Here is a 12,231-nt window from a genome sequence, read left to right on the forward strand (position 1 = left end):
CGAGGGTTCAAGACTGCGCGGCGGCCAAGAGGCTGCGGCCGAGGTAATCCTTTGGATCCGTGACGCCCGGCAGGACGAAGAAATAACCGCCGCCGATGGGCTTGATGTATTCCTCCAGGGGCTCGCCATCCAGGCGCTTCTGCACGGCGATGAAGCCCTGCTCGAGATCGGCCTGGTAGGCGATGAACAGCAGACCCATGTCGAGCTGGCCGTTCTTGCGCACACCGTTGGAGTAGTTGAAGGGGCGGCGCAGGATGAGATTGCGCTGGCTTTCCGGGGTACGCGGGTTGGCCAGGCGGATATGGGCGTCCAGGGGCGTGACCTTGCCCTTGGGATCGCTGGCGTAATCCGGCACGTCGGTCTCGTGACCGCCCGACATGGGCGCACCGCTGGCCTTGCGCCGCCCGAAGATGGCTTCCTGCTCCTGCAGTGGCGTGCGATCCCAGCGCTCGACGAAGTTGCGGATGATCCGCACCGCCTGGTAGCTGCCCTGGGCCGCCCAGGCGGGCTCGCCGTTGCCGGGCTGCACCCAGACGATGTGGTCCATGGCCTGCTGGTCGGTGGAATCGGGGTTGGCGGAGCCATCGCGGAAGCCGAGGAAGTTGCGGGCGCTTTCCGCAGGCTTGCCGGGTACCGGGTCCTGCACGGGCACGCTGCCTTCCTGCTTCCAGCGGATCGCCAGCAGGTCGGGCAGGTTCTTCACGATGTCGCGCAGGGCGTGGATGTTGGTGTCGGGCGTATTGGCACAGAACTGCAGGCAGAGATCGCCGTGGCAGCAATCCGCTTCCAGTGCATCGTTGGGAAAGCCGGTCATGCGCTGCAGGTGCTTGGGCTTGGCCGCCGCCAGGCCGAAGCGGTCGTCGAACAGGGACTCGCCCACCGAGACGGTGATGGTGAGGTTGTCGGGCGTCACCACCGGGCCGAGGATGCCGGAGTCCAGCGGCGGTAGCTTGGGGTCCACCTCGGGTACGGGGCCGCCCTGCATGAGGAAGCGAATTCGCTCGTCGAGGGTGCGCAGCAGCCGTTCCAGGTCTTCGCGATCGCTGGCCAGCACATCGAAGGCCACGACCATGCCGGCCGCCGGGCGCGGCGTGACGATGCCGCTTTGGTGCCGGCCAAAGAATTCCTGGCGTTGATGGGTGTTGGCGCTGCCCGGGGCGCGGGTCACCTCGGCGGTGCTGGCGGCCTGGGCGTGCATCGGGCAGAGCCCGGCGCCGGCCAGGGCCAGGCCGGTGGCGCCGAGGCCGCTCAGCAGCCGACGGCGGTCGATATTGGGCTGATCGGAAGGTTTCTTCATGACGAGGTCTTGGTCGCGACAAGGCCTAGGGCCGGGGCTACCTGGTCGAGAGACTCGGCCAGGGCCTGGGCCGCTGCGGCGATGCGGTTGCGTTCTTCGGGGGAGAGGCTGGCATAGGGACGCTGCTGATCGCCCAGGGCCGTAGCGAAGGCCTGGACCCGGCTGTCGAGTTGCTGCTGCAGGTCCTGGTGGCCTTTGCTCAACAGGGGCCGCAGCAGGTCGATGATCTTGCGGGTGCCGTCCAGGTTCGCGGCGAAGCCGGGCAACACGAGCTGGCTGTAGCGCTCTTCCTCGCCGGAAATGCGCGTGGTGGCCAGATTGTGCAGCAGGCGTGCGGCGTTGCCGCTGAGTTGCTCCGGCGGCAGCGACTGACCGAGCAGGGCGTCACGTAGCGCCGTGGCGTCCTGTTGCAGTTGGGCGACAACTGGCTCTAATCCCGCTGTGCTGTCGGCTACGAAGAGACCCTGTTCGAGGCGGTGGAAACCACCGAAGGCGGGATCCTGCTCGCGCTTTTCGTAGTAGTCGGCGCGCGCGTTGAGGCGATTGTCCAGCTCGGCGAAGCGCTGGGCGGTAGCGGCCAGGCGCTGGTAGGGCAGGCGGGCGGCAGCGTAGGCGGCGCGGGCCTGGTCCAGGTCGCCAGCGGCCAGGGCTTGCTGCAGCGCAGTGATGCCCTGCAACAGCAGGCGGCTCTGCTGATTCAGGTAGACGCGGTATTCCGACAGCGGTCCGATGAACTGCGTCAGGGTCGGGCCGGCCTTGCTGGCGGCTTCCGAGGCGGCGGTGGGGAGTACCTTCAGCGTCCCGCGCGGATTGCTCAGCAGGCCGCAGGTGATGGCGTAGTCACCGGGAGCGAGGGTGGCGTTGATGACCTGACTGAGGCCGGGGGCGATGTTCTCGCGCTCCTCGACTACCAGGACGCCGTCGAGAATCTCCCATTCAACCGCCCGGTCCGAGCGGTTGACGATACGGAAGCGCGCCGGTCCGGCGGGCACTTCCAGGGCATTGGGCTCGCAGCGATTGGCCAGGATGTCGACCTTGATTTCGCCGTCGGCCACGACGGCATGACGCTCACCTGCCGAGCGCGAGGCGTAATAGAAGGCCGCGGCCGCCACGATCAGCAGGCTGGCGGAGCCGAACAGGGCCAGGCGCAGGGCCGGCGAGGTCTTCTTCGGCAGGTTGGCGTTCGGTGCGTTCACGGCTGGCGCTCCAGCGAAGCGGTAGAGGGATTCGCCGCGGCCGGGCGCGGCGGTGCCGGCGTGCGGAAGAACAGCGGCAGGGTTACGGCGAGGAACAGCAGGTAGGCACCCAGGGTGCTCACGGTCGGGGTGTCCTGGTAGCCGAACATGCCGGCCAGCACCGTGCCCACCGGGCCGTCGGCGGGCAGTACGTCACTCCAGTCGAACACCACCTGCTGCAGGGCATTCCACAAGCCGGCTTCATGCAGCGCCTTGACCGAGTTGGTGAACAGGCCGGCCGCGACGAAGAGGATGAACAGCCCGGTGAAACGGAAGAACTTGCCGACGTTCAGGCGCACGCCGCCGGTGTAGAGGCCATAACCCACGCCGATGGCGATGATCAGCCCCAGCAGTGCCCCCAGGGGCGCCCCCGGGCCGGCGCTCTGCTGGAAGATGGCCAGCAGGAAGAACACGGTTTCCAGCCCTTCGCGGGCGACCGCCAGGAACACCATGCCGATCAGGGCATAGACCTGGTGGCGCGAGGCGGACAGGGCGTTCTCCAGGGATTCGTGTAGTTCGCTCTTGATGGAGCGCGCCGCTTTGCGCATCCAGAACACCATGGAGGTCAGAATGGCGGTCGCGGCCAGGCCGACCACGGCCTCGAATAGCTCCTGCTGGCGCTGGGGAAACTCGGCGCTGGCCAGTTGCAGACCGGCGCCGACGAAGAGCGAAAGGGCCGCTGCCAGCATCACGCCGATCCACACCGCGGGCATCCAGTGACCGCGGCCGGTGCGTTGTAGGTAGCTGGCGATGATGCCGACGATGAGCGCCGCTTCGATACCTTCGCGGAGCATGATCAGGAAAGGGACGAGCATGGAGTGGATCACCGACTGGGAAGAGAAAGAGCGAACGTCTTTCGCAATCGGCACTTTGTATCACAATGATTCGGTTTGTTAAATGAGGATGATTCTCGTGCGGCTACTCGCCAGGGCTGCACCAAGGAGGCTGGCGCGTGGTTTTGAACTTAACCGTGGAAGATCACGGCGGTGTCGGGCGCCTTACCCGTGGCGAAGCGCCGGACCTCGCGCCAGTTACGCAGATCGACCACCGCCAGCTGGTTGTCTTCCAGCGCCGCGAACAGTCGCTCGCCGCTGGGATCGAGATTGAGGCCCGGTACGGCACTGCCCATGGGCAGATAGGCCACTTCGGCCAAGGTGTCGGGCCTGAGCAGTGACAGGCTTTTGTCCGCCAGATTGGAGACCAGCAGGCGACCATCCGGCAAGGCGACTACGCGTACGGCTTCGCCGCGCAGCTTGGTCTGACTGATGGGGGATAGGTCGCGGGCGTCCAACGCATGAAGGATGCCGGCGAAGCGATCCAGCACATAGAAGATGCGCTCGTCCGGACTCAGGCAGCAGCCTTCCGGCGCCTGGCCAAGCAGTCTTTTCACCGGCAGGACGGCGGGATTGTGGGTATCCACCAGGATCACCAGGCCGCTCAGGGTGTCGGCGACATAGGCGCGCCGCCCGTCACGGGTCAGTACGAAGTAGTGGCTACGGGTGCCGCCCACCGGGACGATCTGGCTGGGGTATTCGGCAGTGGCGGGCTGGTCGAAGCGGATGAGCAGCGAATCGGTCTCGCTGAGCACATAGAGGCGACCCTGGTCATCCAGGCGCATGCCGTGCAGGCGATGATAGGGCGACAGATCGAGGGATCGCACCAGGCGGCGTTCGGCGAGATCGATCACGCTGACCTGATGGCCCCCTTCGCCAGGCGCCTGCCAGCTTTTGACCCCGTACTGGCCGACATAGGCATAGCGCCCTTGACGATCAGCGACGATCTCATGGGGTTGCGCAGGCAGCTCCAGGCTACCGACGCGCTCGCCGTCGGCCAGGCGGTAGAAGCCGACGCCGGGCGCTTCCTTCTCGACCAGCGCGAGATACTCGGTGTTCGCCGCGAGGGCGCGGAGCGGATAGCTGCCCAGCAAGGGCAGGGCGGCACTGGCGGCGAACAGGCCGAGGGCCTGGCGGCGATTCAGGTGAGGCATAGGAGGTCTCCCGATGGGCAAGCCTCCCTGCCAGGGTCAAGCGAATCCGTGCTACTCGAACAGACCCTTGAACCAGTCCCAAAGTCCCACGTGGTAATCCGGCAGGATGTCGATCCCGAGCGCGGACTTGAGCAGATAGAGCAGCACCAGGCCCACCAGGCCGCAGGCCAGCAGGATCACCGCCAGCATGACGGCCTTGCCGAGCAGCGACAGTTCCTGCTCCAGGCGCGAGAGCTGACGGTAGTTGCGCCCGGCCAGGACGACGAAGTAATAGCGGCGATGCCAGAATTTGAGGGTGCCGCGCAGGTCGATGCTGTGCTTGCCCCAACTGCGGGTGCCGAAGGCCAGTTTGAGCGCTTCCAGCTGTTCCTCGGTGAAAGAGTCGCGTAGTTCTTCCGGGAGCCGCTCCTTCAGGCCGGCGATGAAGGGGTCATGGCGATAGCTGCGGTCCTGCATATGAAGTGCTTCCCTCTGAGTGGTGCAGAAGCAGTCAGAAAGACCGAACAGGCCAGTGTTCCGCCGAAACGGATGGGCGGAGTCCTAGGCGGGACGACTGGTCAGGCGGTGACTCGCCGCGGCCTGATCACCTCGGCCCGTGCCCGTAGCTGGCCACAGCCGCCATCGACGTCCTGCCCGGCGGAATTGCGCACCTTGGTCAGCACACCGCGACTGTGCAGGTAGCGCACGATCTGCACTATTCGCTCGCCGTCGGGGCGCTGGTAGTCGTCCACTTCCAGGCTGTTGTAAGGGATCAGGTTGAGCACGCCGTACTTGCCTTTCAGCAGGCGCAGCAGTTCATCCATTTCCTCCTGGCTGTCGTTGATGCCGGCCAGCAGAGTCCATTGGTACTGGATGGGATAGCCGATCGACCGGGCATAGGTCTCGCCCTGTTCGATCAACTCGGCGGGCTCGTAGCGTGGCGCTCTGGGCAGTAGCCGGGCGCGGCGCTCGGCATTGGTGCTGTGCAGTGACAGGGCCAGGGCCGGCTTGACGGCCTGCTGGGGTAGTCGCTCGAACACCCGAGGATCGCCTACCGTGGAGAACACCAGGTTGCGGTGGCCAATACCGCCGGCGGTGCCCAGCAGGTCGATGGCCTCCAGCACGTTATCCAGGTTGTGGGCCGGCTCGCCCATGCCCATGAAGACCACCTTCTTCACCGCTCTGATCCGGCGAGCCAGGGCCACCTGGGCGACGATCTCGGCGCTGCCCACCTGGCGCAGCAGACCGCTCTTGCCGGTCATGCAGAAGACGCAGCCTACGGCGCAGCCGACCTGGGACGACACGCAGAGGCCATCGCGGGGCAGCAGGACGCTTTCCACCGCCTGGCCGTCCGCCAGGGTCACCAGCATCCGCGCCGAGCCATCGGCGCCCGGATGCTCCGAGGTGACCCGGGCCAGCCCCTCCAGCCGCTCGGTCAGCGCCGGGATGGCCTTGCGTACCTCCAGCGGCAGGAAGTTCTCCGCCTGCTGGCGGCGAGTTCCGGTGTCCAGCGGCAGTCCCTGGCACCAGGCGCGCAGGATCCGGGCGCTGTGCTTGGGCTTGGCGCCAGCATCGGCGAGCAACTGGACGACATCGGAAATACGCATGGGCAAAGGGCAGGTCGGGGCGGGCGGCGATAATAGGCCAGTGCAGGGATGCTATCCTAGTCCTTTGCAAGACGAGGACACGTCATGAAGTTCATCCACCAGCGCGAGCATCTCAACGAGGGCGACCTGGTCGTCATCCAGAGTTCGGGGGTGTGCAACATCCGCCTGATGAACGATGCCAATTTCCGCAGCTTCAAGAACGGCGGCCGCCATACCTACCACGGCGGCGCCTTCGACCGCTTTCCGGCGCGCATCACCGTACCCAGCACCGGCTTCTGGAACATCACCCTGGACACCGTCACCAAGCGGCCGATCAGCGTGACCCGCAAGCCCGATATCAAGCATTCCATCAAGATCGTCCGCCGCTCGCCTTCCGAGCTGCGCTGAGGCGGCGGTCACCCCCAGACGGGTGACCCTGGCCGTCATTTCGGCTGCAACTCCAGCAGCCGAGCGTTCGCACCGTCTTCCAGTACCCAGAGACTACCGTTGGGGCCTTCCTCGACGTCGCGGATGCGGGTGCCCATGGCATAGCGCTCCACCTCCTGCGCTTCTTCGCCCTTGAGCTCGATCCGCACCAACGACTTGGATGACAGACCACCGATGAAGGCGTTGCCCTTCCAGGCGGGGAAGCGATTCCCCTCATAGATCATCAGACCGGCGGGCGAGATCACCGGCGTCCAGGTGATCTTCGGCGGGATGAATTCCGGGCGGGTGTCATGATCCGGGATCGGCTTGCCACCGTAGTGATCGCCGTTGGAAACCTCGGGATAGCCGTAGTTGCCGCCACGCTGGATCAGATTCAGCTCGTCCCCACCTTGGGGGCCCATCTCCTGTTCCCATAGCCGGCCCTGGGCGTCGAAGGCGATCCCCAGCGGATTGCGATGGCCCAGCGACCAGACCTGAGCCGCGACACCACCTTGCTGGGCGAAGGGGTTGTCCTGGGGAATGCTGCCATCGTCGTTGAGGCGAATGAGCTTGCCCAGGTTGCCGGTCATATCCTGGGCCGGGGTGAATTTCTGCCGTTCACCCGAGGTGATCCATAGCTTGCCGTCCGGCCCGAATCTCATCCGATGGCCATAGTGGCCATTGCCGGTGACCTTGGGCGTCTGGCGCCAGATCACCTTGAGATCGCTGAGCGAGCCGCTGCCGTTTTCCTTCAAGGTCAACTTGGCACGGGCCACGGCAGCACCCTGAGTGCTGCCTTCGCCGGCTTCGGCATAGCTCAGGTAGATCAGATGATTGCCGGCGTATTGCGGATGCAGGATGACATCGCCCAAGCCACCCTGGCCGGCATGAACTACCTTGGGCACGCCGCTGATGTTCTGCGCCTTGCCGGTCTGCACATTCAGATGCTTGAGCGCGCCACCTTTCTCGGTGACCAGGGCGGTGCCATCGGGCAGGAAGGCGATGGCCCAGGGTGCGTCAAGGGTGGCCCGTGGGGTGGCGGTAAAGGGCCACTGAGCTTCACTCAGCGCCTGGGGCGCGGCACTGACATTCAGGGTGGCGAGACCGAGCAGGAGACTGCCGGCGGCTAGGGTAAGGCCTCTCATGGGCACGCGATCCTCGTCGGTGGAAGTCCTTACACCCTAGTAGGAGCGCTATTCGTGAGGGAGAGATATTTGTTACGTAAGGCGACAGAGAATATTCATATAGTATAGGTAAGTGCGGATTAATTAGGGCGTTGCTCTGAAAAAATCCATAACGCCGCTAACCTCTTTTCCATACAAGCCTTTTAAAAATTCTGCCCTGTTTGGTAGTTTGTAAATGTCGGGCGCAGCTGACAGGAAAAAAAGTAATGACATGCCGATTATGAAAGCAGGTGCATTCCTTACTTTTATATTTTTCCTGATTTCTGATCTGAGGTAGTTCTCGTAATCAGATCTTTCTTTTTTTGCGTCCAAGCTTTTGAGCTTGAGCATTTTACCCTTTGTGGTGCTGACATGAAATATTAGCAAGAATATCAGGCTAATGAAGGCCCATAGGGGTGGTTGAGGCGTTCCTAGTGAAGCAATGCTGAAGGTAAAAGCTATCATTCCTGTCATTTTGTTTAAGTGTATCTCCCACTCTCTGACTTCCGCAGTTATGGTGCGGTAGTCCTGGACGGGATCAACAGGTTTTTCATTTTTCATGAGTTTCCTTGCCGCATAGAATGGCTGGCGAGTTTAGATGGTGGCTAAATATTAGCTGTCATACCCCAAATTCGGCGCCAACCACCGCTCCGTCACCGCCAGCTCCTGCCCCTTCCGCTCGGTATAACGCTCCACCTGATCCTTGTCGATCTTGCCCACGGCGAAGTACTGAGCCTCGGGGTGGGCGAAGTACCAGCCGCTGACGGCGGCGGCTGGGAACATGGCGTAGTGTTCGGTGAGGAAGACGCCGCTGCGGCCGGCCTCGTTGAAGCGTGCCTCCGGATCGAGCAGCTTGAAGAGGGTGGCCTTCTCGGTGTGGTCGGGGCAGGCGGGGTAGCCGGGGGCAGGGCGGATGCCCTTGTATTGCTCGCGGATCAGCGCCTCGTTGTCCAGGGTCTCGTCGGCGGCATAGCCCCAATGCTCCTTGCGCACCCGCTCGTGCAGCCACTCGGCGCAGGCCTCGGCGAGGCGGTCGGCCAGGGCCTTGACCATGATGGAGTTGTAGTCGTCGCCCTTGCGTTCGTAATCCTTGGCCAGCTCTTCGGCGCCGATGCCGGCGGTGACGATGAAGCCACCCACATAGTCGGTGACGCCCGTCTCCTTGGGTGCGACGAAGTCGGCCAGGGACAGGTTGGGTTTGCCCTCGGGCTTGATGGTCTGCTGGCGCAGGTGATGCAAGGTAGCCAGTGGCTGACCGTCCTCGCCGTAGACTTCCAGGTCGTCGTCGCGCACCTGGTTGGCCGGCCAGAAGCCGAACACGGCGCGGGCCTTGATCAGCTTCTCGTCGATCAGCTTCCTCAGCATGGCCTGGGCATCGTGGAACAGCGCGGTGGCCGCTTCGCCCACCACCTCGTCGGTGAGGATGCGCGGATACTTGCCGGCCAGGTCCCAGGAGATGAAGAAGGGCGTCCAGTCGATGTACTCGGCCAGCACCGCCAGGTCGATGTTCTCCAGCACCCGCGTGCCGGTGAAGCTCGGCTTGGTCGCCTGGTAGCCCAGCCAGTTGAAGGCCGGCTTGTTGGCCACCGCCTTCTCGTAGGACAGGCGTTCGGTGCGGGCGCTGCGATTGGCGGTGCGCTCGCGCACCTCGACATAGTCGGCGCGGGTGCGCTCGACGAAGCCGGCCTTGAGTTCCTTGGACAGCAACTGGGTGGCCACGCCTACGGCGCGCGAGGCGTCGGTGACGTAGACCACGGCATCGTTCTTGTACTGCGGCTCGATCTTGACCGCGGTGTGCGCTTTGGAGGTGGTGGCGCCGCCGATCATCAGCGGCAGGGTGAAGCCCTGGCGCTGCATTTCCTTGGCGACATGGACCATCTCGTCCAGCGAGGGGGTGATCAGGCCGGAGAGGCCGATGATGTCGCACTTCTCGGCGATGGCCGTCTGCAGGATCTTCTCCGCCGGGACCATGACGCCGAGGTCGACGATGTCGTAGCCGTTGCAGCCCAGCACCACGCCGACGATGTTCTTGCCGATGTCGTGGACGTCGCCCTTGACCGTGGCCATGAGGATCTTGCCCTTGGCTTCGGGCTTGTCGCCTTTTTCCGCCTCGATGAAGGGGATCAGGTGGGCCACCGCCTGCTTCATCACCCGGGCGGACTTGACCACCTGGGGCAGGAACATCTTGCCCGAGCCGAACAGGTCGCCGACCACGTTCATGCCGCTCATCAGCGGGCCCTCGATGACCTCGATGGGCCGCGCGCACTGCTGGCGGCACTCCTCGGTGTCCTCGACGATATAGGTAGTGATGCCCTTGACCAGGGCGTGCTCGAGCCGCTTGTCCACCGGCAGGCCGCGCCATTCCTCGGTCTCGGCTTCCTTGACCGCGCCACCACCCTTGTAGTCGTCGGCGATGGCCAGCAGGGCGTCGGTGCCTGCCGGGGTGCGGTTGAGCACCACGTCTTCGACCCGTTCGCGCAGGGCGGCCGGGATCTCGTCATAGATCTCCAGCTGGCCGGCGTTGACGATGCCCATGGTCAGGCCGTTCTGGATGGCGTGGTAGAGGAAGACCGAATGGATGGCCTCGCGCACCGGGTTGTTGCCGCGGAAGGAGAAGGAAACGTTGGATACGCCGCCCGAGGTGAGGGCGTAGGGCAGGTTATCGCGGATGAAGGCGCAGGCGTTGATGAAGTCGACCGCGTAGTTGTTGTGTTCCTCGATCCCGGTCGCCACGGCGAAGATGTTGGGGTCGAAGATGATGTCTTCCGGCGGGAAGCCGACCTGGTTGACCAGGATGTCGTAGGAGCGGGCGCAGATCTCGTTCTTGCGCGCCTCGGTATCGGCCTGGCCGTCTTCGTCGAAGGCCATGACCACCACTGCCGCGCCGTATCTCTTGCACAGCTTGGCGTGATGGATGAAGGCCTCGACGCCTTCCTTCATGGAGATGGAGTTGACGATGCCCTTGCCCTGGATGCACTTGAGACCGGCCTCGATCACCTCCCATTTGGAGGAGTCGATCATGATCGGCACCCGGGAGATGTCCGGCTCGGAGGCGATCAGGTTGAGGAAGGTGACCATGGCCGCCTTCGAATCCAGCATGCCCTCGTCCATGTTGATATCGATGACCTGGGCGCCGGCTTCCACCTGCTGTTGGGCCACTTCCAGGGCCTCGGCGTAGTTCTCTTCGCGGATCAGCCGGGCGAACTTGGCCGAGCCGGTGATGTTGGTGCGCTCGCCGACGTTGACGAAAAGCGACTCGCGGCTGATGGTGAAGGGTTCCAGGCCGGAGAGGCGGCAGGCCTTGGGAATCTCCGGCAACTGCCGCGGCGGATGCTTGGCGACCGCTTCGGCGATGGCCCGGATGTGCGCTGGGGTGGTACCGCAGCAGCCGCCGACGATGTTGAGCAGGCCGCTGGCGGCGAATTCCTCGACCACCGCCGCCATCTGCGCCGGGGTTTCGTCGTATTCGCCGAAGGCGTTGGGCAGACCGGCGTTGGGGTGGGCGGAAACGAAGGTGTCGGCCTTGGTCGCCAGTTCCTCGACGTAGGGTCGCAGTTCCTTGGCGCCCAGGGCGCAGTTGAGGCCGACGGATATCGGCTTGGCATGACGCACCGAGTTCCAAAAGGCCTCGGTAGTCTGGCCGGACAGCGTCCGGCCGGAGGCATCGGTGATGGTGCCGGAGATCATGATTGGCAGTTCTATGCCGACCTCCTCGAACACACCCTGGACCGCGAAGATCGCCGCCTTGGCGTTCAGGGTATCGAAGATGGTCTCGATCAGGATCAGATCGGCGCCGCCGTCGATCAGGCCACGGGTGGCCTCGGTGTAGTTCTCCACCAATTCGTCGAAGGTGACGTTGCGATAGCCGGGGTTGTTGACGTCCGGAGAGATGGAGCAAGTACGGCTCGTCGGACCGAGCACCCCGGCGACGAAACGCGGGCGATCCGGGGTTTCCAGGGTCTTGGCGTCGGCCACCTCACGAGCGACCCGGGCACCGGCCAGGTTCAGCTCATAGGTGATTTCTTCCATGCCGTAGTCGGCCTGGGAGACGCGGGTGGCGTTGAAGGTGTTGGTCTCGAGGATGTCGGCGCCGGCATCCAGATAGGCCTTCTCGATCTCGGCGATGATCTTCGGCTGGGTCAGCAACAGTAGGTCATTGTTGCCTTTGACGTCGCTGGGCCAGTCGGCGAAGCGCTCGCCGCGATAGTCCGCCTCTTCCAGCCGATAGCTCTGGATCATGGTGCCCATGCCGCCGTCGAGGATGAGGATGCGCTGCGCGAGGGCTTGGCGAAGGGCGGCGAGACGAGCGGTACGATCGGTCATGGGCGTTCCAAAGATGAAGAGATACTGGCGAAGGGCGGCAGCATAGCAAAAGCCGGGGCCAGCCCCGTGGCTCGCAACCTCTGATGATGAGCGCCGCTCATGTAGCCCCGGCGCACCGTTCATGCCAGCGGGACGCGGCGTCCGGCGCCAGTGGCGTGCAGGCGCGGCACGAGCTGCTTTACTGTCTGGTGACCGACGTTTACTGTGCGTCAAAACTGCGTCATGGAAGGTGGCC

The 12,231-nt window shown here is 64.2% G+C and carries 10 protein-coding genes; 1 reads left to right on the top strand and 9 read right to left on the bottom strand.

Features of this window, described 5'->3' with window-relative positions; all coding sequences use genetic code 11:
- Window positions 1-7: 7 nt before the first annotated feature.
- The 6 genes from efeB to QZ471_RS19995 all read right to left on the bottom strand — a co-directional run bounded on the left by efeB (window position 8) and on the right by QZ471_RS19995 (window position 6,105).
- Window positions 8-1,297 carry an iron uptake transporter deferrochelatase/peroxidase subunit gene (gene efeB / locus QZ471_RS19970; protein ID WP_295467071.1) on the bottom strand — a complete coding sequence of 430 codons (1,290 nt, stop codon included), beginning with the start codon at window positions 1,295-1,297 and terminating at the stop codon, window positions 8-10.
- Entirely contained in the window at window positions 1,294-2,493 is a 1,200-nt protein-coding gene (gene efeO, locus QZ471_RS19975; RefSeq protein WP_295467073.1) for an iron uptake system protein EfeO, read from the bottom strand. The genes efeB and efeO overlap by 4 nt, the downstream gene beginning before the upstream one ends.
- Window positions 2,490-3,347: an iron uptake transporter permease EfeU gene (gene efeU / locus QZ471_RS19980; protein ID WP_295467075.1), complete on the bottom strand. Its 858-nt coding sequence runs from the start codon at window positions 3,345-3,347 to the stop codon at window positions 2,490-2,492. The genes efeO and efeU overlap by 4 nt, the downstream gene beginning before the upstream one ends.
- A 149-nt stretch (window positions 3,348-3,496) precedes the next feature.
- Window positions 3,497-4,519 (bottom strand): twin-arginine translocation pathway signal protein, encoded by a 1,023-nt coding sequence (locus QZ471_RS19985; RefSeq protein WP_295467077.1) that lies wholly within the window; start codon window positions 4,517-4,519, stop codon window positions 3,497-3,499.
- Between the two features lie 51 nt (window positions 4,520-4,570).
- Window positions 4,571-4,975, bottom strand: coding sequence for a 3-phosphoshikimate 1-carboxyvinyltransferase (locus QZ471_RS19990; protein ID WP_295467079.1), 405 nt, complete (start codon window positions 4,973-4,975; stop codon window positions 4,571-4,573).
- A gap of 101 nt (window positions 4,976-5,076) precedes the next feature.
- Window positions 5,077-6,105 (bottom strand): RNA methyltransferase, encoded by a 1,029-nt coding sequence (locus QZ471_RS19995; protein ID WP_295467081.1) that lies wholly within the window; start codon window positions 6,103-6,105, stop codon window positions 5,077-5,079.
- Between the two features lie 84 nt (window positions 6,106-6,189).
- Between QZ471_RS19995 and QZ471_RS20000 the strand changes: the two genes are divergently transcribed.
- Window positions 6,190-6,492 (top strand): DUF1883 domain-containing protein, encoded by a 303-nt coding sequence (locus QZ471_RS20000; RefSeq protein ID WP_058765397.1) that lies wholly within the window; start codon window positions 6,190-6,192, stop codon window positions 6,490-6,492.
- Between the two features lie 35 nt (window positions 6,493-6,527).
- Here QZ471_RS20000 and QZ471_RS20005 read toward each other — a convergent pair whose 3' ends face one another.
- The 3 genes from QZ471_RS20005 to metH form a co-directional block, all read right to left on the bottom strand.
- On the bottom strand, window positions 6,528-7,655 hold the full coding sequence (locus tag QZ471_RS20005; protein ID WP_295467084.1) for a PQQ-dependent sugar dehydrogenase: 1,128 nt from the start codon (window positions 7,653-7,655) through the stop codon (window positions 6,528-6,530).
- Between the two features lie 123 nt (window positions 7,656-7,778).
- Window positions 7,779-8,234 (bottom strand): hypothetical protein, encoded by a 456-nt coding sequence (locus QZ471_RS20010; RefSeq protein WP_241809822.1) that lies wholly within the window; start codon window positions 8,232-8,234, stop codon window positions 7,779-7,781.
- A gap of 51 nt (window positions 8,235-8,285) precedes the next feature.
- Window positions 8,286-11,996, bottom strand: coding sequence for a methionine synthase (gene metH, locus QZ471_RS20015; protein ID WP_295467087.1), 3,711 nt, complete (start codon window positions 11,994-11,996; stop codon window positions 8,286-8,288).
- Between the last annotated feature and the right edge of the window lie 235 nt (window positions 11,997-12,231).

It is taken from the genome of uncultured Pseudomonas sp. (assembly GCF_913774235.1).
Classification (GTDB): Bacteria; Pseudomonadota; Gammaproteobacteria; order Pseudomonadales; family Pseudomonadaceae; genus Chryseomonas.

Excerpts from the sequence above, each read along its gene's own strand:
- efeB (WP_295467071.1), bottom strand. The coding sequence starts at position 1,297 with ATGAAGAAACCTTCCGATCAGCCCAATATCGACCGCCGTCGGCTGCTG.
- efeU (WP_295467075.1), bottom strand. The coding sequence starts at position 3,347 with ATGCTCGTCCCTTTCCTGATCATGCTCCGCGAAGGTATCGAAGCGGCG.
- metH (WP_295467087.1), bottom strand. The coding sequence starts at position 11,996 with ATGACCGATCGTACCGCTCGTCTCGCCGCCCTTCGCCAAGCCCTCGCG.
- QZ471_RS19995 (WP_295467081.1), bottom strand. The coding sequence starts at position 6,105 with ATGCGTATTTCCGATGTCGTCCAGTTGCTCGCCGATGCTGGCGCCAAG.
- QZ471_RS20005 (WP_295467084.1), bottom strand. The coding sequence starts at position 7,655 with ATGAGAGGCCTTACCCTAGCCGCCGGCAGTCTCCTGCTCGGTCTCGCC.
- QZ471_RS20000 (WP_058765397.1), top strand. The coding sequence starts at position 6,190 with ATGAAGTTCATCCACCAGCGCGAGCATCTCAACGAGGGCGACCTGGTC.
- QZ471_RS20010 (WP_241809822.1), bottom strand. The coding sequence starts at position 8,234 with ATGAAAAATGAAAAACCTGTTGATCCCGTCCAGGACTACCGCACCATA.
- QZ471_RS19990 (WP_295467079.1), bottom strand. The coding sequence starts at position 4,975 with ATGCAGGACCGCAGCTATCGCCATGACCCCTTCATCGCCGGCCTGAAG.
- QZ471_RS19985 (WP_295467077.1), bottom strand. The coding sequence starts at position 4,519 with ATGCCTCACCTGAATCGCCGCCAGGCCCTCGGCCTGTTCGCCGCCAGT.